Annotated in this window: 22 protein-coding genes; 4 read left to right on the top strand and 18 right to left on the bottom strand. The window is 59.3% G+C overall.

Annotated features, from left to right (window positions below):
- Positions 1–18: 18 nt before the first annotated feature.
- The 5 genes from folX to LCH65_RS07665 form a co-directional block, all read right to left on the bottom strand.
- Positions 19–390, bottom strand: coding sequence for a dihydroneopterin triphosphate 2'-epimerase (folX, locus tag LCH65_RS07645; protein ID WP_003316983.1), 372 nt, complete (start codon positions 388–390; stop codon positions 19–21).
- Positions 390–953, bottom strand: coding sequence for a GTP cyclohydrolase I FolE (folE, locus tag LCH65_RS07650; protein ID WP_003433656.1), 564 nt, complete (start codon positions 951–953; stop codon positions 390–392). The genes folX and folE overlap by 1 nt, the downstream gene beginning before the upstream one ends.
- A gap of 21 nt (positions 954–974) precedes the next feature.
- Positions 975–1,685 carry a dihydromonapterin reductase gene (folM, locus tag LCH65_RS07655; RefSeq protein ID WP_003433655.1) on the bottom strand — a complete coding sequence of 237 codons (711 nt, stop codon included), beginning with the start codon at positions 1,683–1,685 and terminating at the stop codon, positions 975–977.
- A 233-nt stretch (positions 1,686–1,918) separates the two neighbouring features.
- Positions 1,919–2,485, bottom strand: a complete 567-nt coding sequence (locus tag LCH65_RS07660; protein WP_003346204.1) for an antibiotic biosynthesis monooxygenase — start codon at positions 2,483–2,485, stop codon at positions 1,919–1,921.
- 151 nt (positions 2,486–2,636) lie between these two features.
- Positions 2,637–3,242 carry a hypothetical protein gene (locus tag LCH65_RS07665; RefSeq protein ID WP_003365472.1) on the bottom strand — a complete coding sequence of 202 codons (606 nt, stop codon included), beginning with the start codon at positions 3,240–3,242 and terminating at the stop codon, positions 2,637–2,639.
- Positions 3,243–3,448: 206 nt separating this feature from the next.
- Here LCH65_RS07665 and LCH65_RS07670 point away from each other — a divergent pair, with 206 nt between their 5' ends.
- The 3 genes from LCH65_RS07670 to LCH65_RS07680 all read left to right on the top strand — a co-directional run bounded on the left by LCH65_RS07670 (position 3,449) and on the right by LCH65_RS07680 (position 5,693).
- The gene (locus tag LCH65_RS07670; RefSeq protein WP_003433653.1) at positions 3,449–3,901 is read left to right on the top strand and encodes a flavodoxin; all 453 of its coding nucleotides are present in this window, start codon (positions 3,449–3,451) and stop codon (positions 3,899–3,901) included.
- A 110-nt stretch (positions 3,902–4,011) separates the two neighbouring features.
- The gene (locus LCH65_RS07675) at positions 4,012–4,923 is read left to right on the top strand and encodes an SDR family oxidoreductase (protein ID WP_096107224.1); all 912 of its coding nucleotides are present in this window, start codon (positions 4,012–4,014) and stop codon (positions 4,921–4,923) included.
- Between the two features lie 212 nt (positions 4,924–5,135).
- On the top strand, positions 5,136–5,693 hold the full coding sequence (locus LCH65_RS07680) for a hypothetical protein (protein ID WP_096107223.1): 558 nt from the start codon (positions 5,136–5,138) through the stop codon (positions 5,691–5,693).
- A gap of 229 nt (positions 5,694–5,922) precedes the next feature.
- On the opposite strand, the gene LCH65_RS07685 is transcribed toward LCH65_RS07680, so the two are convergent.
- From LCH65_RS07685 to LCH65_RS07715, 7 genes are all read right to left on the bottom strand, one after another.
- Positions 5,923–6,726, bottom strand: coding sequence for a transglutaminase family protein (locus tag LCH65_RS07685; protein WP_003365462.1), 804 nt, complete (start codon positions 6,724–6,726; stop codon positions 5,923–5,925).
- A gap of 81 nt (positions 6,727–6,807) precedes the next feature.
- Complete coding sequence (locus tag LCH65_RS07690) at positions 6,808–7,680, bottom strand: hypothetical protein (protein WP_096107222.1); 873 nt, start codon at positions 7,678–7,680, stop codon at positions 6,808–6,810.
- Positions 7,681–7,711: 31 nt separating this feature from the next.
- Positions 7,712–9,676 carry a tetratricopeptide repeat protein gene (locus tag LCH65_RS07695; protein ID WP_080480070.1) on the bottom strand — a complete coding sequence of 655 codons (1,965 nt, stop codon included), beginning with the start codon at positions 9,674–9,676 and terminating at the stop codon, positions 7,712–7,714.
- Positions 9,673–11,793, bottom strand: coding sequence for a glycosyl transferase family protein (locus LCH65_RS07700; RefSeq protein WP_003433646.1), 2,121 nt, complete (start codon positions 11,791–11,793; stop codon positions 9,673–9,675). The genes LCH65_RS07695 and LCH65_RS07700 overlap by 4 nt, the downstream gene beginning before the upstream one ends.
- Positions 11,794–11,805: 12 nt before the next feature.
- On the bottom strand, positions 11,806–14,022 hold the full coding sequence (locus LCH65_RS07705) for a cellulose biosynthesis cyclic di-GMP-binding regulatory protein BcsB (RefSeq protein WP_226439281.1): 2,217 nt from the start codon (positions 14,020–14,022) through the stop codon (positions 11,806–11,808).
- Between the two features lie 167 nt (positions 14,023–14,189).
- Positions 14,190–15,440 carry a UDP-N-acetylglucosamine 2-epimerase (non-hydrolyzing) gene (wecB, locus tag LCH65_RS07710; RefSeq protein WP_003365455.1) on the bottom strand — a complete coding sequence of 417 codons (1,251 nt, stop codon included), beginning with the start codon at positions 15,438–15,440 and terminating at the stop codon, positions 14,190–14,192.
- 705 nt (positions 15,441–16,145) lie between these two features.
- Entirely contained in the window at positions 16,146–16,412 is a 267-nt protein-coding gene (locus LCH65_RS07715) for a YebG family protein (RefSeq protein ID WP_003365454.1), read from the bottom strand.
- Between the two features lie 411 nt (positions 16,413–16,823).
- Here LCH65_RS07715 and LCH65_RS07720 point away from each other — a divergent pair, with 411 nt between their 5' ends.
- Entirely contained in the window at positions 16,824–17,312 is a 489-nt protein-coding gene (locus LCH65_RS07720; RefSeq protein WP_003316964.1) for a phosphate-starvation-inducible PsiE family protein, read from the top strand.
- Between the two features lie 61 nt (positions 17,313–17,373).
- Here the strand turns inward: LCH65_RS07720 and LCH65_RS07725 are convergent, their stop codons facing one another.
- The 6 genes from LCH65_RS07725 to LCH65_RS07750 all read right to left on the bottom strand — a co-directional run bounded on the left by LCH65_RS07725 (position 17,374) and on the right by LCH65_RS07750 (position 23,958).
- Positions 17,374–17,706 carry a YXWGXW repeat-containing protein gene (locus LCH65_RS07725; protein ID WP_003365453.1) on the bottom strand — a complete coding sequence of 111 codons (333 nt, stop codon included), beginning with the start codon at positions 17,704–17,706 and terminating at the stop codon, positions 17,374–17,376.
- A 263-nt stretch (positions 17,707–17,969) separates the two neighbouring features.
- Positions 17,970–18,302: a DUF3509 domain-containing protein gene (locus LCH65_RS07730; RefSeq protein ID WP_226439282.1), complete on the bottom strand. Its 333-nt coding sequence runs from the start codon at positions 18,300–18,302 to the stop codon at positions 17,970–17,972.
- Positions 18,303–19,160: 858 nt separating this feature from the next.
- On the bottom strand, positions 19,161–19,589 hold the full coding sequence (locus LCH65_RS07735; RefSeq protein ID WP_226439283.1) for an HPF/RaiA family ribosome-associated protein: 429 nt from the start codon (positions 19,587–19,589) through the stop codon (positions 19,161–19,163).
- Positions 19,590–19,862: 273 nt separating this feature from the next.
- Positions 19,863–22,211: a TonB-dependent Fe(3+) dicitrate receptor FecA gene (gene fecA, locus LCH65_RS07740; protein WP_044309214.1), complete on the bottom strand. Its 2,349-nt coding sequence runs from the start codon at positions 22,209–22,211 to the stop codon at positions 19,863–19,865.
- Between the two features lie 269 nt (positions 22,212–22,480).
- Positions 22,481–23,458, bottom strand: coding sequence for a FecR family protein (locus LCH65_RS07745; RefSeq protein WP_226439284.1), 978 nt, complete (start codon positions 23,456–23,458; stop codon positions 22,481–22,483).
- Entirely contained in the window at positions 23,455–23,958 is a 504-nt protein-coding gene (locus LCH65_RS07750; RefSeq protein WP_003433640.1) for a sigma-70 family RNA polymerase sigma factor, read from the bottom strand. The genes LCH65_RS07745 and LCH65_RS07750 overlap by 4 nt, the downstream gene beginning before the upstream one ends.
- Positions 23,959–24,001: the final 43 nt, after the last annotated feature.

A 24,001-nucleotide genomic window follows, 5' to 3' on the forward strand; every position in this document is an offset into this window, starting at 1 on the left:
GACGTCATGATAAGAGTTTCAGCGTTGACCGGCGAGCGTGATCGATACCGACTCGGCAAAGCGCAGGGCATGCGGCTTGTCGACTTCCACTTCAGCGTAGGTCACCGCCTCGTGGCTCATCACCAGATCCAGCACTTCCTGGGTCAGTCTTTCCAGCAGGGCAAAGCGATTGCCTTCGACGTGCTGGATGATGGCCTTGGTGATGGTGCGATAGTTGAGGGCATGCTCGATGTCATTATCCCGGACCGCTTCCTGAGCGGCATAGAGAATCGTCAGGTTGATCAGCACGTCCTGTTTGTTGAGGATTTCGTCCTCATTGATGCCGATGAAGGTACGCAGGCGCAGGTCCTTGACCCGGATGCGCGCGGTGCCAGGTTCGAGTCTTGCCATTATTGTCTGCTCCGTCCGATCAATTGCAGAAACTCCATGCGTGTGTTGCTCGAGTCACGGAAGGCCCCCAGCATCACTGACGTGTTCATGGTTGAATTCTGCTTTTCGACGCCGCGCATCATCATGCACATGTGCTGGGCTTCGATGACCACAGCCACACCGGCGGCTCCGGTGACTTTCTGAATCGCATCGGCAATCTGTTTGGTCAGGTTTTCCTGAATCTGCAGACGGCGGGCAAACATGTCGACGATGCGTGCGATCTTCGACAGGCCCAGTACCTTGCCGGTCGGAATGTACGCCACATGCGCCTTGCCTATGAACGGCAGCAGGTGGTGCTCGCAAAGCGAGTACAACTCGATGTTCTGGACAATGACCATTTCATCGTTGTCGGAGGCGAACAGCGCGCCATTGACGATCTCTTCGACGCTCTGGGTGTAGCCATGACACAGATACTGCATGGCTTTGGAGGCGCGTTTCGGCGTATCCAGGAGACCTTCGCGGTCTGGATCTTCACCAAGGCCGAGCAGAATGTCTCGATAGTGCTGGGGCAGGGACGAACTCATCAGAATGATCCTCGGGGCGGCTTACTTGACGTGCCGTCCGCCGTTTACGGTCAGTGTTGTGCCGGTGACATAGGTGCTGTCCAGAAGGTAACGCAGGCTCTGGTAGATCACTTCTGCACCAGGCTCTATGCCCAGGGCCGACTTGGCCAGGGCGTTGGCGCGGTAGGCCGCATCATCCTTGGGTTGAAACATCAACAGCGCCGGTGCTATGCCGTTGACTTTGACAAGTGGGGCGAACCTGGCGGCGAAGGACAGCGTCAGGCTTTCCAGGCCGGCCTTGGTTGCGCAGTAGGCGATATGCTTGCTGCTGCCCTTGCGGGTCACGTCATCGCTGATATGCACGATGTCAGCGACCTCGCTGGCGGTCAGCAACGACTCGCAATGCAGATTGATCAGGTAGGGCGCCAGCATGTGCACGTTGAACATGCGTGTGAAGTTGTCGGCTTCATCGCCCGGTGTTTCTGCCAGCCACTCGGAAGCATTGTGGACAATGGCCCGCAGGCTTGAGGTCTGGGTTTTCAACAGCTCGACAAAAGCCATGATGCCGGCTTCGCAGGAAAAATCCCCGTGGATGGCCACTGCGCCAGCCTGGCGCAGTTCCGTCACACTTTCGTGCTCGGTGCGATAACTGATGATCACCCGCTGCCCGTGTTCCAGCAGACGCAAGGCGCAATGCAGGCCCACGCGCTGGCTGGCGCCGGTGATCAGGATAGGTGCAGAAGACATTGCCATCGACAGCTCACGTATCGGTTATCCGTAGTGGACGGGGATTGTACGGTCGATTGTTTCTTCCGGTTTACAGGCAAAGTTATACCAGAGAATTTTTTTGTACAACCCTGGGCATCATGAAACTCGCCGAGGCAGTGCTCGAAGGCGCTGAGCACGGGGAGGCTGAGGGAACGAGCGGGGCTGGGACGCGACCAAGACCTGTACCGAGGTGTAAAGGTGTACAGGTCTTTATGAGTCTAGCGAGGGGAAGGTGATTGCGTAGGGCGTGCCGGTGCAGGCGTGCTCTGCAGCCAGGGTGCGAGCAGGCGTGTGGACAGCGGGATGAACAGGTAGACCATCAGCGGGGTGAGCACCGCTGTACTGATCATGATGCGCGGTAACAGGTCCAGATGATTGAGCAACGGGCCGAGTAGAAAGTTGAAGATCAGCGACACGGGAAAAAACGCCAGCCAGATCGCGACAGCCTGTTTCCAGCGTGGCGGACGCTGATCGATTGCGCCGAACCAGCCGTCGATGCCGCTGACCCGATGCTCCGAAGGTTGTGCGAAAAGACCGCTGCCGCGCACCAGCCAGGAGCGTCGGGAGGCGGAATGCTCCCAGGCGTGCATGGTGTGTTCATCGGTGAAGCGGAAAATGATCTGAAATTCGTCGTCGCCGGGCGGCGGCGCCAGTACCCCTGAACCCAGATACCCTGGAAAGTCCGTGGCCAACTGTTCGCCTTCGTGCAGCCAGGCCATCATTTCATGGTAGCGACCCTGCGCCACGCGGCGTGCAACCATCAAGGTGACGGGTGAGGTAGACATTGTATATCTCCGGTATAGGCGTGAAATTCCCGGGTAGGGAGGTCACATGCCGCGATCCGGGATGGTGGGTCGCGACAGCTTCACGTAAACAGCAAGCAAGGATTATTCCTGAAACGCTGATAGACCGGTAGAGCGTTGTCGGGCAGGCAGGTTACTTGTGCAAGGATGGATGCTTGCGACGATGCTCTTGCAGGATGTACTGGCGCAAGCGCTCGGCATCGTCCTTGCCATGCTTGCTGAAATGATAGGCACCGACGTTTTGCCCGATCATTCGCTCCAGCTTGCCGCGCATCGGAATGGGCGCTTGACCCGGCGGGTTGAACCAGGCGGAAAAGTTTCTCGGCAGCTTGCCTTCCTTGCGGTACTCGAGCAACACACCCTTGAACGACAACTCATGAACCCAGAGTGCCGTCAATGCACCCTTTTCTGTTTCGAGAGGGATGGGTTCTTCCAGCACAAGTCGCCATGGGCGGATCTTCGGGCCTTCCTCGAAAATACTCGGCGCGCCGAGCTCCAGATGCAGTGCGTGGAATTCGTCCTCGACCAGATGCAGCGGGAAATTCATCTGCTGATTCTCGAACTGCGCATGGATCGTGACCTGCTCATGAGCGGCCAGTCGGGTCAGCAGATCCTGAATCTGGATGCCACCGTTGACCAGCAGGCTACGCGTACTGTCACGTACGTTCAGCTGAGGGTTGCGGTGCATGCTCTGGATAAAATCCAGCTCAGCCTGGGTGAGTAGTGAATCAGGTTGCATGGGCGGAGGCTCGGTCTGACCGGTTATTGAGAACAAAGACCATTGATTCCGTAATGTGTTCGGACCATTCATCATATTTTTTCATTCAAGTGTTTCAACTCTGCTGTGTTTCTCCGGGTTGACCGAAGGCAGAATGGTCCGTAGAAAATTCAGACGGCATTCTAAGGCATAATGTTTCACTTTTTTAAGCTGCTGCAGGAATAACCATGAAAGTCGCCATCGTGTGTGGAACGGTCTACGGATCGGCCGAGGAAGTCGCCAGACACGCCGCTGCATTGTTGCGTGCCGCCGGCCATGAGACGCTCGTCAATCCCCGGCTCATGTTACCGGAGCTGCTCGCCTTCGAGCCTCAGGCGATCCTGGCCGTGACATCGACCACCGGCATGGGTGAGTTGCCCGACAACCTCATGCCTCTTTATTCAGCGCTGCGCGACGGTCTGCCAGGCGAACTGCGCGGCTTGCCCGGCGCGGTGATTGCACTGGGCGATGCCAGTTACGGCGACACCTTCTGCGCGGGCGGTGAGCAGATGCGCGAATTGTTCGCTGAAATGGGCGTTACCGAAGTCCAGGATATGTTGCGTCTGGACGGAAGCGAAAGCGTCACCCCGGAAACCGACGCCGAGCCTTGGCTGGAAGCGTTCATCAAGCACCTTGGGTGAAAACATCGCGCGTCTTTATCGGACATGATTCAGCACAGCAGTGTTGATTGTGGCTGTGCCGGACGTGGACGACACTCATCGCAACGTATTCCTGAGGCATGGAGCCAGCGATGAGCGAGTCAGTACGTTTTGACGATAAAGTCGTGGTTGTGACCGGCGCAGGGGGTGGGCTGGGTCGGGCTCATGCGCTGCTGTTTGCGAAACATGGCGCGCGGGTGGTGGTCAATGACCTGGGCGGTTCGGCGCATGGCGAAGGTGCCAGCGCGTCTGCCGCAGATCGCGTCGTCGCCGAGATTCGCGCGGCAGGCGGCACAGCGATAGCCAATCATGATTCGGTGACCGAGGGCGGCCACATCGTGCAGCATGCGCTGGACGCATTCGGGCGCATCGATGTGCTGGTCAACAACGCGGGCATCCTGCGTGACAAGACCTTCGCCAACATGCAGGACGCCGACTGGGATCTGGTCTATCGCGTCCATGTCGAGGGTGCTTACAAAGTCACCCGTGCCGCCTGGCCTTACCTTCGCGAGCAGAACTACGGACGGGTGATCTTTACGTCATCGACGTCCGGTATCTACGGCAACTTCGGGCAAGCCAATTACGCGACGGCCAAGCTGGGGCTTTACGGGCTGACCCGCACCCTTGCGCTGGAAGGTCGCAAGAACCGCATCTTCGTCAACGCCATAGCGCCAACGGGCGGCACACGCATGACCGAGGGCCTGATCCCCGATAATGTCTTCGAGCTGCTCAAGCCCGAACTGGTCAGCCCGCTGGTGGTGTACCTGTGCAGCGAACAATGTCAGAGCAGTGGCGACCTGTTCGAAGTGGGCGGCGGCTGGATCGGCAAGGTCCGTTGGCAGCGCAGTCAGGGGGCCTGCTTCGACCCGCAGACAGGTTTCAGCCCGCAAGACGTTGCGCAGCAGTGGCAGGCGATTGGTGATTTCGCCAACGCAGCGCATCCTGCCGACACTGGCGAAGCGTTGAAAGAGATGATGGTCAACCTGCAGAAGTACGTTAAATAACCCGCCTTTGCTAGCTGACGCAAGACGAGAGTGTTTGTTGAACGTGTGCGCATCTTTAAGCGGGTTGCTTAATTGTATATGGGAAGTTTCACTGTGTTATGTAAGAACTGTCTTTTTGCCCTGTAGGTCGAGTATGGATTTTTGCAGGTCTATTAATTAAGCATCTTCCACTCCGATATGAAGTTCGAACACATTCATATCTGGAGTGACACATGGCCAAATCAATATGGGGCGAACTTCCACCGGTAAGCGTCGTCGCGCCTCCTGAACGAGTCAAGGTCAAGAAGGCTGCAGCACAGGTAACCCAGGTGCTTCAGGAGGTGGGTGAAAATTCGATTGCGCTCAATGCGCTGGCGATGGAAAAACGCAAGATGAAGCCGCTGTTCAAGGGCTTCAATCCCGAACAGATAACCCCCAAGGATCTCAACAGAGCGGGGATGATTTTATACAAGTTCGGCATGATCGATAATCACACCGCCGAGTTGATGAGTCGCGCAGGCGATGAGTTCGACAAGAAAGGCAAACTGGTCGACCCCAGCAAGGAAATCAACGCGCTGGAGTTTTTTGCCAATCGGATCATCGATATGAAAGAGAAGGCGCTGAGCGGCGATCCCTATGCCAAGGCGCTATTGCCTGATTACATCAGGACCATCCATATCATGCAGAATCTTCAGGTGTTTGCCGAGTCGGGCGACAGTTACGAGATGCGCAAGATCAAGGACATGGAAAACAAGGGGCTGATCAAAAGAACGCCGGATGCCAAGGGCTGAGGCAGGCTGCACGATATAAACGCGGAGAGTATTAATCTGCGGGCAATAAAAAAGGCCGCTGCACAGAGACCTGCACGGCGGCCAAACAAAACGCAGGATCAAGGGAGCTTGCAAATCCACGTCGATTTAACGCGCGCAGGTTAACCGCCATCACGCGCCCGAAAAATCCCCGCACAGGATATGCAGCATTACCTGGCGGGTAACAATTCGCAGCGAATGAGCAGGTTGCTCAATGAACGCGGTGGTTTAACGGTAAGCGGCTCAGGCGCTCGGCAAGCTGGAGTCTTTGCATCGGGTCTTCACTGAGCAATAGCGCGCGTTCCAGATCGAAACGTTCGGCCTGCGGGCATTCGAGCAACTGATAAAGGCTGGCGCGGGCCAGGTGATCGCTGCTGGTGGCCTGGCCCAGTTCGACGATGCGGTCGGCATCCTTGAGCGCCGCGAGAACATTATCGTTGATCTGGTGCAGATGCCGCAGGTTGCGCGACAACCGTTGCAGCATGCTGGTCGGGGTGGCGCGAGTCATATGCTCTGCGCGCAGTTGCATGGTCGGGCCGAACTGCCTGATCAACAGCTCGCGGCAGTCAGCGGGATAGAGCCTGCGCCCGCTGCAGGGGTCGAGCAGATGATCGGCACCCGGCACGCGCAACAGGAAGTGACCCGGGAAATTCACGCCTTCCAGGGTAATGTCCAGGCGCCGTGCGATCTCCAGCGCAATCATTGCCAGCCCCAGTGGCTGACCTCGACGCTGCAGCACGATCTTGTGCAGAAGGGCCGAATCGGGTTTGGGAGGGTTCCAGTCATTCTGCTGAAAGCCCAGGGCGTTGAGTTGCCGTAACAGCGGTTGGGCAAGTTCAGGCGCAGGCAGGACAGGCAGCGCTGAATTTATCTGACGCTGCAACTGGGCCATTTCGCTCATTACCTCATGCCACTCGAAATGTGCGTCATGTTCGGTCGACACCCATAACGCAGCTTCAAACACCGAGGGCGGTGTCTGTTGCAGGCAGGCCAGGCAATGCTGACGTGGCGTCATGGACCACTCCGTGCGGCTCGAAATCCAGTGCGAAGACTCTTTGTAGCCCTGTGCGCGAATTTCGTCCAGCGCCACGTGTTTCTACTTGTTCAGGGCTTTTATCAGGTCGGGTGTCACATAGTGAGGACCGTCGAACAGGTACAGCGGATAGCCATCGAAAGCTGCAATCTGCGGTTTCAGTTCGGCCGCCGTTGCCGGGCGGAAGCCGCCGCCTACCTGCGGGCGAAAGGCTTCGACGATGATTCTGACGCGATTCTTGCCCAGCCGTTTGCGCAGGGCGTCGGCGTAGGTGCGGGCAACCGGAGCGGTGCGGGCATAGACGCCCACACCATCCTGAAAGAACACACCGATATCGTCCGGCAGCCAGGTTTTCAGCCAGTCCGCTGTGGCGGCGGGCCCGATATTGGCGCCGTCGTAGACGCTGATCCACAGTGGTCTGGGCAGTTTCGCCAGCAGTGCCGGTAACTCCTTGGCACGACTCCAGCTGGGGTCGACCTCGGCGGGGAAGTACCAGCCGGTGACATTGAGCGGCGTTTTCACCTTGGCCAGTTGCGCCGAAAGCACCGCCAGCTGCTCGATATTGTCCCGCGAGCGGGTTTCGCTGAAGTACCCGGCCAGTCCGAGGATTACTTCCTGGGCCCACGGCTCCTTGCCGATCCGTGTCCAGTCCGGCAGCACCGGCACACTGGTCATCGGGGTGCCCGGTATGAACGCCTGATCATCGACCGCCGTCCACTGCACGAGCAGTTGCCGTGCGCCGAGCCTGTCCCAGTTGCCGCTTATGCCTACCGTTGCGTTATCCGGTTGCCAGACGATGCCGACAACCCCCGGGCCCTTGGGCTGGATCAGCAGATACAGCTCGCTGGTGCCGAGGGCGATCGCCCCCACCATCAGGGCGGCCACCGAGGTCTTGATCAATGTTGCCTGTCGCAGCAGTGCGGCCAGAGCCTTCAAACATTACTCCCTGATGGATGACGGGCGTGGATCACCACGAGAACGTCATGCGCGCGAAGACGCCTTCTGCACGGTCATCGCCAAAGACCTTCTCGCGATACTGCACGGAGAAATCGACATACGACTGCGGTGCCTTGTATTTGTCTTCACGGAACCAGTAACGCACGCCCGTACCGACACCAAGACCGCCAGCGTTACCGGATGATGTGCTGCTACGGCCGAGGCTGTCGACTTCACTGCGCATCTTTGAATCGTAGTCCACTGCGGCGACTACGTGGGGAAACACCACCAGCCGCGGGCTGATACTGTCCAGACGGAAGCTGCGCCCGACCTGCCATTCACTGTTGAAATAGTTGCGCTTGTCCTGCAGATAGCGCCCGCCTTCAGCGTACAGCTGCGAAGTCCACCAGCTCGGTACATCGACGCGCAGGTCGGTGCCGATGCTCGAGCCGTAGCCCAGGCGCACCAGCCAGTCGCCGTCGGCGTTCGAGTTGCCCAGCGGAAAGGTGCGTTCGAAGGCGCCGATCACGTTGACTGCGCTGAACGGTTTGACCCGGATACCGAGCGCGCCCTGCAAGGCGTCCGCGCCTGTGTCGGAGTCGCCTTCCTTGCTCCACAGCGTGTCGGTGACGCGTCCGTAAAGCTCGACGAAGCGCGCGTTACGGTAACCGAAGGGTCGCCAGAACACTTCGGTGCTGTTCTGCACGCTGTCATTGCTGCCGCCGGGCGCGCCGCTCAGGCCGCTGCTGGTGCTGGCACCGCGATAAGTCGTGGTGTTGGTCAGGCCCCATTCACGGGACAGATCAGACACGGCGCGTCGGGTGTCGAACACCTGTTGCGCGGGCATCTGCAGATCGCCGGTCTGCTGATAATCGAGGACGCGTTTGAAATAGGCGATGGCTTGCGCATCATCCGATGTGCGCATCGCGCTGTAGGCGGCATCCTGTACTTCGCGGGGCTTGAGACCGGACTGACGGTCGACACGCTTGAACGTATCCAGTGCGCCTTGATCATCGCCCGCCTGACTGAGGAAATAGGCAATCTGCACTTCATCGCCGGGTTGCAGTTCGCCCGCATCGCGAGCTTGCTGCAGACGTTGCAGTGCTTCACTCGGCTGGCCCATGGCAGCATACAACGAGGCCTGCTCACGCAGCGGCAGGTTGCCGACCGCCATTGCCTGAGCGAAGTCCTGACGTGCACCGTCCTGATCACCCAGGCGTTGACGCATTTGTCCGCGCTGGACGAGCAGGGTAGCGTCGTTGCCATTCAGCGCCAGCGCTTCGGTGGCCGCAGAGCGCGCTTCGGCATACTGCCCTTGAGCGATCAATGCGCTGACCAGCAGTTTGCGGTAGGCCATCTGTTTGGGAAAACTGCGCACAGCCTCCCGCGCCTCGCTGACTGCGGTGTCGTTATCGCCGCGTGCCAATGCTTTATAGCCAGTGGCTGCCTTGTCGACTGCCACCTGCTCCTGAATCGCCTGCCGACGACGCGTCAGGACCTGTTGCGGCCCCAGTGCCTGTTCGGCCTCGTTGATCGCTGCCTGCGCTTCATCCAGACGCTGCTGACGTTGCAGCGCCTCGATCAGCATCATGCGGTAATCGAGATTCTTAGGTGCCTGGGCAATGGCCTTGCGTGCATGACTGGCCGAGCCGTCGTAGTCGCGGTTGGCGTAGGCACGCAGCGCCTGATTGCCTTCCAGGTAGCCAGGCTTGGGGCGCGCCTTGGGGAAGCGGGCCGGGTGATCGCGGCGGTATTTGTCACGTTCTGCCAGGGCAATCAGATCACGCAACTGATCGGCATCCGCACGCTGACGCAACGCTTCGCGCGCCTTGGCGATGGCCAGGTCGTAGTCCTTGCGGTTGTAGGCCATGTAGGCTTCGTTGGCGATGGCATAGGCGGGTCCGGTCAACGGCAAGGGCAGTGTTTCCGCCTGGCTGAGCGGTGCAACAAGACCCAGGCCGCTCACCAGCAGCGACAGGATGAAGGGGCGCTTCATAGTGGCTGCTCCGTTTGATCGTCAGATCGGTAATGGTTGTGCTGACGTGCCACAGCCTGTTCGATGGTTTCTCTGGACAGCACGCCGATGTCGACCAGGTAATCGCCGATCCGGCCATGCACATGCGGGCGGTAGCCGAGCATGGCTTTCTGGAACACTTCGCGGTCCAGCAGGCCTTGCTCGATCAGCAGATCGCCGAGCAGTGGCGCTCTGGCTGGAAGCGGCTGACCCTCGACCACCTGAAGCTGACGCAACTGCGCGACGATGTCGCTTTCACGGGCAATCAACTGCACCGGCTCGGCACCCAGTTGCTCGGTAATCTGTTGCAGACCGTCAGGCGGCAGCGGGCTGGCCACGGCAATTTCCTGGCGACCCAGCGCATTCATTTGCAACGGCACGACACGCCAGCGCAGGCAGAACTCATCGGCCAGCACATCGTTTGTCGCACGTTTGCCGGCAATGTCGAATACCCGTGGCAGGTCGTTCTGAAAAGCGATGGCCTCAGCCAGGGTTTCATCGTCGAGCCAGCCGTGGCTAAGCAAAATCCTGCCCAGCGGCAGCTGACGGGTCTGTTGTTCAGCCAGTGCAGTCTGCAGTTTTTCGTCGTTGATGGCTTGCCAGGACAGCAGCACGCTACCCAGGCGGCGTGGCGCTACGGCAATCAGGTCGGAAGACGGAAAGTCATGCATGGTCTTGTCCCAGACCAGCTTGCGGTTGAGCACCTTGCCCACCAGAAACATCCGCCAGGCGCGCGCTGCAGCCATGAAGTTGACGAAGTTGCCGACCACCATGCGCGGTATCGACAGCAAACCGTGCTGCCAGCCGTAAAGCACGGTAGTGAAGTAGCAGCGGTGCAGGATTCGCCATAGCAACGCGATGCCGTTGGCCACCAGCAGGTACTGAATCAGACCTGTGGTTTCAAACGGGGTCGGAAAGCTGGTGTTCCACAGTCCGCTGGAGCGCAGCACAATCAACGCCAGCAATTGAATGAGGATAAAGTAAGCGAGGATGCTGACGAACGATGTCACCACGCCCTTACGATCCCGAAACAGCAGGTAACGGTTGGCCAACGAGCCAGTCCAGCCCATTTGCTCCCAGCCTTGCAAACCGATACCCAACGTCCAGCGCGCCTTTTGGCGAAAGGCGGTGCGGAAGGTGTCCGGAAAGAATTCGCGCACGCACAGCGGCATTTCCAGCGTCGACTCATAAGGCTTGCGGAACCAGGACTTGCGCAGCACCCGAAATTGCACCGGGAAACGTACGAAGATCGCCTGCATGCCGTACTTAGCCAATCGCGCGCCGACGTCGTAGTCCTCGGTCAGGCTTTCGGTATTGAACGGCTGGTTCTGGTTTTCATCCGCCAGCACCATCAGTGCACGCCGCGAGAAGCAGGTGCCGACGCCAGCCGAAGGCACGGTGTCAGTCATGCTTTCGCGTACCACCAGATCCTTGCCGTGCCATTCGGCAAACTCGTCCATGTAGGTGCCGGCCACCCATTCGTACCAATTGCGTTCCAGCGACACGACCGGCAACTGGATCATGTCCTTGCGCGGCAGCAGGTAATTGAACAGGCGCAATTCAAGCGGGTGCAGCACGTCTTCGCTGTCGTGCAGGATGGTCCCGGCGAACTGTACGGCGTGAGTCTTTTCGTACAGAAAAATCGCCTGGATCACCCAGTTCAGGCAGTCGGCCTTGCAGGTGGGGCCGGCGTGCGGCACCTCCACGCGGTGCAACTGCTTGTAGCGGCGACGCATCCGCTCCACTTCATCGATGGTGCGCTGGTCGTTGATGTAGGTGCCGACGAACACCACGTAGTTCTGATAGTCGAGCGTCGACACCATGTTTTCGATCATCGGCGCGATGACGTCGTATTCCAGCCAGGCCGGGACCATGATTGCCAGCGGCTGCTCGTCGCGGGCAATCAACTGCTCGGCAGTCAGTGGCCGGTAGCGACGTTCGGCGGTGAACTTGCGGTACAGCCGCCGCGACCAGTACCAGATATCGATGAACAGGTCATCGATACTCGATACCAGAATGATCAGCCCGACAACGATCGTCGCGACTTCCAGCACGCTGTAGTAATGGGCCAGCCAGTAAGGCCAATAGAGCGACGTCATTGCGGCGGCCTGTTACGAGCGATTGCGACGGGCGCTACGGCCAGCCAGCAACAGAATGAGAAAAAGTACGATGCCGGCCGGGATCAGCCACAGCAGCGATGGTTTGCGCCAGGCGTCGATGCCGGTGCTTTCCTCCTCCTCGATCATCTGGCTGCCGGTCGGGTCCTTGGCGTCGAAGGTGGCGATCGGGCCGCTGTCAGCCAGCACCGCGGCGTTGCCACGTTCCAGCAGTAACGGACGTTCGAAAACCGGGGCCTGACCGCCCAACGAGCGATAGACCATGCCGTGCTGGCCGCCGGCTTCGATCACTTGCAGCGAAGCCAGGTGGTTGAGCGACTTGAGGTCGAGCAGCGTCTGTTCTTTGTGGTTGATCAGCAGGTGCCCGTCGTTGCTGGCCTTGACCGACTCGGCCCCGTCCTTGACCGGCAGTTCGAAGGCCAGGAACGCCTTGGCCGGTGTCACGGCGACGCTGGCGTCATCGCTGACGCTGAGCTGTGCACGCAACGGCGAGACGCCGGAAGCGCTGGCGATGCGGATGACTTGCGGCAGGCTGCTGGCCGGGCGCTCAAGGTAGCCCTTGGGCACCATGATCTGCGTGTCGGTGGCGAAGCGTGCTGCCATGCCCGAGAAGTTTTCGTCAGGCGTGACCTTGTCCAGCACGATGTGGCTGGTCGGCAATACCGAGATCGGGAACGCTTGCGGCGTTTCCAGGCACTGGTTGCTGACCGGCTGACGCTGGAAGGACACGCGCAGGACGTTCTGCGCCGCCAGTGCGTACTGCGGAATGCGGGCTTCGATGCGCTCTTTCTTGCCATCGGCAGTCAGTTGCATCGCACCGATCAGGTAATCGTTGAGGAACAGCGTGGCAACCGGTGGTGTACCCGATGCGCCCGGGGCGGCAGCGATATCGATCATCGCAGTCACCGGTACGCGACCGTCATAGGCAACGCTGCCCAGCGGGAACGAGGCGCTCCAGTCGGTTTTTGCCAGCACATCCACCGTGCCGGGCTTGCCGCCCAGACGGATCAGCGCGACGCGACCGTCTTCGCTCAGCGGCATGGCGGCTTCTTCGCCAATGGTCAGCTGACGATTGCGCGCCAGTTTGTTCCACGCCGAACTGAACAGGCCAATGGCCTTGTTGGCCGACTCCGGCTTGATCATCAGTAGCGCACGATTGCCCAGCAGGGCCAGGCTTACGTCATCCCCGGTGCTGTTGGCGAGCGGCTTCTTGATGTGACGCTCGCGCCACTGGCCCAGTGCGCTGGCCGCCGAAGCATCCAGACCCTGCACCTGCGCCTGGAGAGCGTCCATGGCGTCGTCGATGGCCTTGAGCAGCTGTGGATCGCTGATCGCCAGGTCGGCCTGCAACGCAGGTGTCTGGCCAAGCATCAACAATGCACCGATTTCCGCCGGGTCGCGCAGGGTGTACTGGCCCTTGCCTTCGAGCCCTGCAAACGCCGGAATCTGCTTGAGCTCCGCTGGAATAGTCAGGCCGCTCAGGTCCACGCTGTCCTGCACCGCAGGAAACGGCAGGATGCGTGCCTGCTTGCCGATGCGCTCCAGCGCTACGCCCAGACGCCAGGCGGCATCGTAGCTGGCGGTCGACAATGTGCCGGGTGCGACCAGCAGGCCGGGTTTGCCGGGCAGTGCATTCCATACCGCGCCGACGTCCTGCAACTGGCTGGCGTCATAGCTGTACGTCAGGCGCGTGTGCGGGTCGATGCGCAACACGTTGCCGATCGCACGTTCGTCTTCGCAAAGCACTTTCGAGATCACCGACGACCAGGCGATCCCCAGTCGTACCGAACCGCTTTCCCGTGCTGCCTTGTCGACACCCAGCGTCGCGCTGGCATTGCCCTGTTCTTCATTGAGGCCCAGCGCGCGTACCGGATATCCGTCCAGCGACAGCAGCAGCGTGTTGCGGCCAGCCTCGCCGTTCAGGTAGCTGGCATCGAAATTCAGCGTGGCCTCGGTCAATGGCACATTGGCCGGCACCGGCAGGTACAGTTCGCGGCGTGCGTCGGTAGCATTGAGGATGATCGGGCGATCGATACCCAGCTCCCTCAGCTCGATCACGCGCTCCTGGCGATTGTCGGCAGTGATTCGGTTGATCGCCTGGGTCAGGGGGCTTTCGGCAGCCAGGGCGAATGCAGGCATCAGCGCCAGCAGGCTCATCCCGCAGGCAAGTACGCCAAACGCGCCCATGTTTACGGCAACGGAAGATTTCATCGTGCAGATCTCGGTAAAGGCTCAAGGCCATTGGGTCTTGATACAGGCTGCCGGTCTGCTACAACGTTTTTCGGGCACTCGGTCTGAACCGGGTGCCCGTATCGTTTGCGGACTGCTTCCTGCGGATTGTTTTAGGGTTTGTTTGCGCTGCCTGCGCGTCCTTTTTGCTAACTGGCCATCGAGCGCAACTCTGCATGTTCGTGCTGAGGCTTGATTCGCGTATCCAGTTGCATGTCCACCGGGTCCTGGCGCTGACGCGGCAGCTCGGCGACAAATTCATCCACCGGACGGCCCATCAGGGCATCGACGATCCGTGAGCTGGCTTTGCCGTCGCCATAAGGATTGGCTGCGCGGGATGCGTTCTGCCACAGGGCGTCGTCGTCAAACAGGGCGTTCACGCCGCGAATGATGGCGTCCGTTTCGGTGCCCACCAGGCGCACGGTCCCCGCTGCGACCGCTTCCGGGCGCTCGGTGACATCGCGCATGACCAACACCGGCTTGCCCAGCGACGGCGCTTCTTCCTGCACGCCACCGGAGTCGGTGAGGATGACGTGGGCACGTTGCATCAGGCGCACGAACGACAGGTAGTCCAGCGGTTTGATCAGGTGCACGTTGGGCAGGTCGCCCAGGTGCTCGGTCACCGGCCCCAATACGTTGGGGTTCAGATGCACCGGGTAGACGATCTGTATGTCGTCACGCCTGGCGAGTTCGCCCAGCGCCTTGCAGATGTTGAGGAAGCCGTCGCCGAAGTTCTCACGGCGATGCCCGGTCACCACCAATACCCTGCGCTCGGGCACCAGAAACGAAAACTGGCGATCCAGGGCATGACGCAACTGGCGATTGCTGTCGATTCGCTGGGCCGTCAGGTGCAGGGCGTCGATCACGGTGTTGCCGGTCACGAACGAGATGCCCTGCAGGCGTTCGCCCAGCACGTTGCGGCGCGACTCGGCGGTAGGCGCGAACAGATGATCGGAAATCAGATCGATGCAGCGACGATTCATCTCTTCAGGCCACGGCTGACGGATATCGCCGGTGCGCAGACCGGCTTCGACGTGGCCGATGGGGATGCGGCGATGAAAGGCCGACATGGCCGCCACCATCGCTGATGTGGTGTCGCCATGAACCAGCACCTTGTCCGGCTTCATCTCGTCCAGAATCGGGTCGATCGCCGCGTAAAGCGCAGCCGTCAGAGAATTCAGCGTCTGATCCGGGCGCATCACATCGAGGCTATAGTCGGCTTTGAGCTCGAACATGTCCAGCACCTGTTGCAGCATGCTTTGATGCTGCCCGGTAATGCAGATTCTTGAGTCGATACCCGGCTCTGCAGCCAATGCTCTGACCAAGGGAGCCATTTTGATGGCCTCCGGACGAGTACCGAAAATGGAAAGGACCTTCATTCTGGGGTGCAGACCAGCCATTATTTCCTCCCGCGCCTTTAGCGCGCCGCACAGCAGCAAAAACCAGGCTGAGAACAGCTTGGTGAGACTGCGAGTTGATGAGTTTCTCGGGCGGAAAGATCGGAGTTTGTGGCTCGATGTTCACTTCAGTGTGAATGTAGCAATATGCCTTGTTACCCGGAATTGTCGGGATTATTAGCAGAACAAGATAATAAAGCAAAACGTTTTATTAAGTATTTTTCAAAGTAACAATGGGTAGGAACTTTAGTTTTTCACCACGGTCAGTACAGGGTTGTGTTTTTTGAAAAAAGGCGCTTAGGCCAATGAATACGGGGTCTTCGGGGGCTCTTGGTAACGCTTTTCCTGCTGTTTTGAGTGCTGGGTTATTCGCTGTAATTCTGGATGATGGCAAAAAGTTCCAACAAAAATATCAGCAGCGAGGTGTGCGTCACTACAGCAGAATCCTGACGCCTGTTTAATGACAGGAAGAGAGAAGGGGTTCACAAAAATGACGCTGATATAATGACGCTTGGGAACTTTGATTATGTACCGAGTTTGACACACTGAGCGGCAGACGGGATGTTAGGAATTAGCTTAGATGCTGTTCAAGTTTGCGCGGCATATACAGTATTGAGTTGTAGCAGCAATACGGGTGATTGCCCAGCCATTAAATGAGAATGATTGGCGACCCCCTCGCAATGAGGGGAGTCGCAGCCCACAGCGGAATCAGTCTTTCGCCTCGGCCGGTTCCGACAGCTCGCTGAGCGCGGTCGCGTTGTTCTTGAACGCCGCGGCGAACACGGCGCGATTCTTGGCCATGTAAATGCTCGCGTCCTCTGCATGCTTCTCCGAGATCCCCGGCACGTTCTTGATCAGGACGTCGGTGAGAAGCTCGGCCAGCTCGAGCATTTGGTCGTGCGCATCGGCGAGTTTACGGTCCACGAAAGTAGTCTCCAGATCGCGGGTACTGCGGTAAAGGGTTTCAACAGCCATTTTGGCCTCGTCGTCTTATCCAGTGTTGAAAGGGCTAGACCCGGACGTTCAGGGCGTCGTGCTCTGACCAGCGGGTATGCAAAGCATTGATCGTGCATGACCAGCGCGCCGGTCAGGTGTAGCGGGGCACTGCGTGAAGACCTTTAGGGAGGCTGGCCTGCGACGCAACAGCGGAAGCGATTTCTCGATTACTGTGTTTTTATACAGTAAAAGCCATGTGCCAATCAAGCCCCGCCTGAATAGTGGCGTTTACGCATCTTTTTTGCGCTGCAAATGTGCCTTGCGACAACCCGCCGCGCTCTCAACCATAGCCTATGGCCCTGTTCCTGCTTTAAAAAGCAGGCCACAAGAGTGTCACGAGTACCCGGCATCGTCCGGTCGGCATAAACGAAGGTTCAGAGGTAACGCGTCATGGGGAATAAATGGGCAGTAAAGATAAGACACCGCGTACATGCGCAGGCCGAGTCACTGGGCAACCTGTGTGTGGAGAGCTTCCACTTTCTCGCCCTGTTCGCGATCGGCGCGATCACTGCCTGGGCGTCAGTGGTCGCATTCCTGGGGATGGTCGAGAAAGGCAACGTCACGGTCGATGACATCCTGCTGCTGTTCATCTACCTCGAACTGGGGGCGATGACCGGGATTTATTTCAAGACCAACCACATGCCCGTGCGCTTCCTGATCTATGTTGCGATCACTGCACTGACCCGGCTGCTGATTTCCGACGTGTCCCATCACAACCCGCCGGACATCGGCATCATCTACCTGTGTGGCGGCATCCTGTTGCTGGCGTTTGCGATTCTGGTGGTGCGCTATGCGTCGTACAAGTACCCGTCAGCGAAGATTCCCGATTCGTCCAGCACCGTCAAAGGTGCAGTGACGGAAGAAAAGGGCGAGATCTGATCGAGGCAGTGGCGGCATCTGTGCAAGATGCCGCCAGCAATGTTGCTGGACAGGAGCCCAATCAGTTCAGCCAGACCCCGGCACGCCAGTGCCAGCCGTCACCGGCGCTTTCCCAGTGCGGATGTACATAGTGATAGCCGGGACGCTCTGCTTCCCAGTGGCCATGCACCGGCACGAAACGCTGGCCGTTCCAGTGCCAGTAACCGCGTGCCCATATATAGCCGGGACGAGGCGCCGGTTCCACCTCGACGACGCGTTCCGGTGGCGGTTGTGGCGCGATCACTTCTTCAACGTATTCGTGATGGACATGCGGCCGTTCATGAACCACGCGCTCCTCGACACAGCCTGACGCTATCGCAAGTGATGCGATCAATACCCCATAACGTAAGTACATGTTGCCTCCTCGGAATCAACCGCAGGTGCAGTGGCGCTGAGCTCAGTGCCCAGTCGCTCGAATGTTTCTGCGCAAGGATTGTTGTAGCAGGATGTATCTGTACTTTTGCTGAAGAGGAGGAAGGGGGAATGATAGCGAAAGGCCGGTTTTACTGGGGGGAAAGCCCGTTCAAGCAGGCTGGAAAGTATCGAGCGGCATCGGGATAGTCTTGCTCTGTGCAGTGCCAACAACGGCACTGCACAGCGGGGAAGGGCAGGCGTGCATCAAACCCCGACATTCACCGTTGCCTGGCTCTGTGGCCACAGACCATTGGCCGGGACAGGTGTCTTTTTCAGCGTCGCGCCGTCAGTCATCGCTGCAAGGATCTTGATCGCGCTGTCGCCACGTTCGATGGCGATGCCGAATTGCACGCTTTCTATCAGCTTGCGCAGGCGTTGTGGGTCATTGCGTTGGGCAGCGCTGATCAAGCGCTTGGCAACGACGCCGCATTCGTTGGACAAGGTCAGCATGATGCTGCCGTCCAGCCCTTGAATGCTCAGATTCACCCGATAGTCAGGGTGAAACGTGTCCGTGATCATCTGAAAAGGATTGTCCATATCATTCACCTGCTCAATGGTCTGCATAAGTTGACCGGGTATTAGTCCTTTTGGTTCTCGACGACTGATCAGCGGTTGCGTTACTCCTGCGCTTGCTGCTGACGGTGTTGCTGTCGTCTTTCGCGTTGATGACAGGGTTTCGTTTAGAGAAGCTTTGACGCATTCACGACGTTCAGTTCGCGCCAGAAAGTGGCCGTCCTGATGGCCTGCCTCGTGGCGCGTACTACAGGGCTTTGCATGGTTCGGGCCATATTGCAGGGGCGATGCGCTAGAAGCCGCCGAGCGGGAGCACTCCGCAGCCGCTTCCTGGTTGGCTTTGCCACAGGACGAGCCGTTCAGTTCGGTTGAGAACAGTGCTTTCCAAGCTGGGCGAAAACAGCTCCCGGACATGGCCTGCTCGTCTCGCGAATGCGTTTTGCTTATGACTTTTTCGAGTGATTGTCTGACACTCCGACAACCGAATCTTGACGTCAGAGATTCGTAAAGACGGGGTCGAAACCGTACTCGCCCACTGTCCAGGTTCTGACGTTGAGCGTCGTGCTGCGGAGCTGCGGGATGAGTGTTGAACGCTTGTCGGTATGACTGGCTGACTTGCCTGCTCATGGAAGCGAGCAGCATGTTTTTTTGCTCGCCGATGGTGCTCAGGTACAGCGCTCGGGCTGCACGGCGCTGAATGTTAAATTCGATGGACGGCACCCGGCGATCGAAATGGCGGCGAGGCTAGCGACGGGTCAAGGCGGCCAAAGCTGTGCAGCGAGCGTTTGTGGTGCGTACTGATTGGGGCGTGAACCCATGGCGAACAAAAAGGGCGAACCGTTGCCGGTTCGCCCTTTTCTTGCAAAACGTGTCAGTGAAGCATCAGGTCAGACGAGCGGCTTCTTTCTCCTGCTCTTTTTCCAGAAATTCTTCTTCGAGCAACGCGTCCGGACTGATCGGATCTTCATCCTGTTCGGCGATGGTCGGTGCGGCGCCTCGTTTTCCGCGCAGTTTGCCAAACAGATGCTCAAGGGCGTGATCGAGTTTTACAGCAGCGCCATCCACAGCCTGATCTACCGTATCGGCCTTGTGGGAAACAGAAATGGGTTGGTGTCCTTTGGGGCGAGCTTCCATCTGGCACTTGATGTCGTGCGGGCCAGGCTTGTCGCCGTTTTCGTCGCGGATGTGGACTTCCACGCGGGTCAGGTTTTCATCGTAGTGTTCGAGCGTGCTTTCAACGGTGGTACGAACCCACTCCTCCAGTCGGATACTGCTTTCGATGTGATTATCGCTATTGACCTGGATTTGCATAGTTAATCCTTATTAGGGCTTGCTCGTGCGAGGCTGGACTGCACGATTCCTGGCGGAATCGATTTCGTTTGCGCTCATTCACAGTGTTGGCGGCAATGGCCTGACAATTCAACCCCAATGTGTAAGAAATATTTCGCAGCAAAAAATGGCTGCCCTGGCGCGAGGTTACGAATCAGGAACGGACGCAGAGCGTCCAGAACGGCATTCCCACGCGGAGCGTGAGGAACGAGAGGTGTCCGGGAGAACACTGCTCTGGCGCTCTGGCGTCCGAAACTAGAACGCGACCGACGTCTGTACGTACACCGTGCGCGGTTCGCCGACGTATTTGCCGCGGTTGTTGTCGTCGAACGAGCGGGTGTAGTACTGGCGGTTGAAGATGTTCTTCATCCCGACCGCTACGTTGAGGTCAGACAGTTGCGGGCCGAAATCGTAGTTGGCTCGGGTGCTGAACAGCATGTACCCAGGGATCTTGCCGGTGCTGCCATCGGCGCTTTCAGTCGAGGTATTGGCGTTGTCGGCGAACTGGTCGCTCTGGAAGGAGCTGTCGAAATTGAGCTTCCACGGCCCTTCGGTGTAGCTGACGCCCATCGTTCCCTTGTGCTTTGACGAGAACGGCACGCGATTGCCCTTGTTCGGGCCGTCTTCGCGGATCGTGGCGTCGACGAAGGCGTAGGTCGCGTAGATATCGTAGCCGGCCAGCATCGGGCTCAGGCCTTCCAGTGCATAGTTGACGCTGGTCTCGATGCCTTGATGGCGAGTCTCGCCGCGTGCGATCACCGTGTCGTTGGTCTGGTTGCTGTCGTACTGGTTGTCGAAATTGATCAGGAATGCGCCGATCTCGGCCCGCAGGTTGCCATTGTCGTAGCGTGTGCCCAGTTCCCAGGTGCGGGCTTTTTCCGGTTTGACTTCATCCCCGGTGACGCGGTTAGGCATCTGGCTGTACTGCACGCTGCCGAACGAGCCTTCGGTGTTGGCGTACAGGTTCCAGGTGTCGGTCAGGTGATAAAGCACGTTCAACGCCGGCAACGCAGTGCTGTAGTCGCCCTGGTAGCGTGCGTTGGTGAGGTTGTTGTTCTGCGCGGTGTCGATCATCTCGTAGCGAACGCCCGGCGTGATGGTCCACTTGCCGATATCGATGCGGTCGTCGATGTAGAACGCATGCGCTTCGGTCGCGCCGCGTGTGTCGCGGTCGTTGCGGCTGGCGGTGGTCGGCAGGTTGCCGGTGACCGGTTCGCGGTAGCGCAGTTCGTGACCGGCTTCGTTGACGTAGCGGTAGCCAACGCCGACTTCATGCCAGGTTTCGCCCAGCGCAAAGCCTTGCGAGAAGCGCGTTTCCAGACCGCGTACCCAGTATTCGCGGGGCGACAGGGAAACGAAGCTGCCCTGATCCAGATAGCCGCTGCGCAGGGTCTTGGTGAAGAACGTGTTGGCGGTGAAGACGCGCGCGTCCTGTTCGTAGCGATAGCCGAAGTTGAACATCGTGCGACGGCCCCAGAACTTGTCCTTCAGGCGCGTCGACTGGTAAGGGTCGGCGTCGTAGTCCTTGACGCTCAGGCCGCCGGGCATCTGCGCTTCGCCATCGTAGTACTGTGCCATGGCGTTGAGGCTGTTGGCTTCGTCGATCTGGTATTTACCCTTGAGGATCAGGTCGTCGATTTCGGTATCGCTGTGTTCACGCCAGTCACCGCCGCGCACGCCGGAATACAGAATCGCACCGCCCAGGCCGTTGTCTGCGGTGCCGCCGGCCAGCAGGTTGCCGGTGGTCTTGAAGCCGTCGTGGCTGGACGACGGGCTGGTCTCGGTTTGTATGCCGCCTTTGAGAGTAGGTGCATCAGGGATCGCGCGGGTCACGAAGTTGACGATGCCGCCCACGTTCTGCGGACCGTAACGGACTGCGCCACCGCCACGCACCACATCGACTGCGTCCATGTTGCCCATGCTGATCGGTGCAAACGACAGTTGCGGCTGGCCATAGGGCGCGAATGGCACCGGGATACCGTCCATCAGCACGGTAGAACGCGACGCCAGGCGTGGATTGAGGCCGCGAATGCCGAAATTCAGCGCCATGTCGTGGCTGCCGGTGCCGTTGTTGTCCGGCGCATTGACGCCCGGAATGCGATTGAGCACTTCACGCGCCGATGTCGCTCCGACCCGCTCGAACTCCTCACGACGAATCACGTCACGTGCGCCGGGATGTTCGAAAACGTTGGTTTGCTGCGCCGCGCCCAGCCAGTCGCCTACCACCGTGGAGACACCCAGTTCGATCGGCGCGCCAACAGCATTGACCGGTTGCAGGGTGAAGCCGTTATTGCCATCGGCCATGGCCTGCAGGCCGGTGCCTTCGAGCAAGGCGTTGAGGCCCTGCTCAGGTGTGTACTGACCTTCCAGGCCACGGCTTTTCAGGCCGCTGGTGATTTGCGAACCATACGAAATCAGCACGCCAGACTCACGACCGAACTGGCTCAGCGCCGCTTCAAGCTCGCTCGGCGCAATGTGATACACCTTGGGTGCGACTTCTGCGGCCTGCACCATCGACAGACTGCCGACCGAGAGGCTGGCACCGAAAATGACATGGCGCAATGTGCGCACCAGCGGTGAAAGTTGAGTAGGGCGGGCTGACATGCAGGAGTCCTTTGACCGGAAGGTTGAGAGAGGCTTTCCCTGTCTGTCACGCGAGGGTCGAAAAACGGCTCACGCTTTTTGAAAAATTTTAGCCGGCCAGCGCAAATCCAGCTGTCATCCAAAAACCGATGTGTGACGCAGAGCGTCACGAACGGCATTCCCACGCGGAGCATGGGGACGATAGTCAGCGGAGTTTCAGTCCCGTATTTCGGGCTCTTCAGGATGTGTACGTCACCATGAGGACCCGGCGTGGAAACGAGCAATCACGATCAAACCCGCGCCTGCACGTTCACCCAATACCGCGTGAAGCGTTGCACGCGCACCGGGAGGGCACGTTCGAGCATGTCGAGGATGCGCTCGCTGTCGGCCAGCGGGTAACTGCCGGAAATAAGCAGCCCTGCAACCTTCGCATCGCAATTGAGACGACCGCGGCGGTAGCGGCCCAACTCTGCGAGAAAATCCACCAGCCTCATGCGCGACGCCACCAGCATCCCGTCCGCCCAGGCGCCACTGCCTGCGTCCAGCGGACGAACCTTGTCCCAGGCATCACGGCTGAACGTCACCTGTTGGCTGGCCAGCAGCATCAAACCGGGGCCGCTCTTGTCGGCAGGGACTATTTCAAGGGCTCCGGCAAATACGGCCAACTGCGTGCGCCCATTCAGTTGACGCAGGTTGAAACGACTGGCGCCTGTCGACGCCCTGACCGAGCCTTCGGCACTCAACAGGTTCAGCGGGCGCGTGTCCGCCGAGGCCGTCATGAGGATTTCGCCCTGTAGCAGTTCGATCAGGCGCTGCTGAGCATCAAAACGCACATCCACCGCGCTGGCAGTATTCAACTGCACCTGACTGCCGTCGCTCAACGCCACTTTGCGCTGTTCACCCACGCCACTGTCGTAGTCGGCCAGCAAAGGTTGCAGGGCGATCTGCTCGCGCAGGCTCCAGCCCGCTGCCGAGCCTGCGCCGAGCAGCAACAGCAGCTTCAACGCATGCCGACGGCTGGCGGACTTCGGCGCATTGAGTGCCGCGTGCGCCAGCGGCGAGGACAGTCCACTCAGGCGCTGATTGACCCGCTGCATGTGCGCCCACGCCCGTTGATGCTCGACGTTGCCATTGAGCCACAGCTGCCAGGCGTGCTGACGGCGGGCATCCAGCGTGCCCTCCTGCATTTCCAGCAGCCAGCCAACGGCCTGCTGTGCCACGGCGGGCGAGATGTCGGATTTGTTCAGGGACTCGCTGTTGGTGTTCATAGGGCGAAATAGCAGCGCAGGGCGGCCTTGTGCAGATGGCGCTTGACCGTGGCGATGGAAATACCCAGTTCGGCAGCGATCCGGCCATGGCTCAAACCGTCGACCTGCGACAGGAGAAACGCCTGCTTGACCAGGGTCGGCAGGCCGTCCAGCAGTTGATCGAGTTCCACCAGGGTTTCGAGAATGATCGCCCGCTCTTCTTCCGAAGGCGCCACGCTCTCCGGCAGTGCGGCCAGTGCCTGATAGTAGGCGTGCTCCAGGTCCTGACGCCGGTAGTGATTGCACAGCACACGCTTGGCAATCGTCGTCAGAAAGGCACGCGGTTCGATAATCTGCGGCGTATCGCGTGCGCCCAGGACCTTGATGAAGGTGTCCTGCGCCAGATCTGCCGCGCTGTGCGGGCAGCCGAGCCTGCGCCGCAACCAGGTCGTCAGCCAGACGTTGTGTGCCCTGTACAGGCCTTCGACAGTGTGATTGAGAGCGGAGTGGGCGACGGGCATCACGGGAAACAATCCACGGGGACTCATTGATGGCGTGGATTCT

This window comes from Pseudomonas sp. MWU16-30316 (assembly GCF_020515645.1).
In the GTDB taxonomy this organism is placed as follows: domain Bacteria; phylum Pseudomonadota; class Gammaproteobacteria; order Pseudomonadales; family Pseudomonadaceae; genus Aquipseudomonas; species Aquipseudomonas cerasi.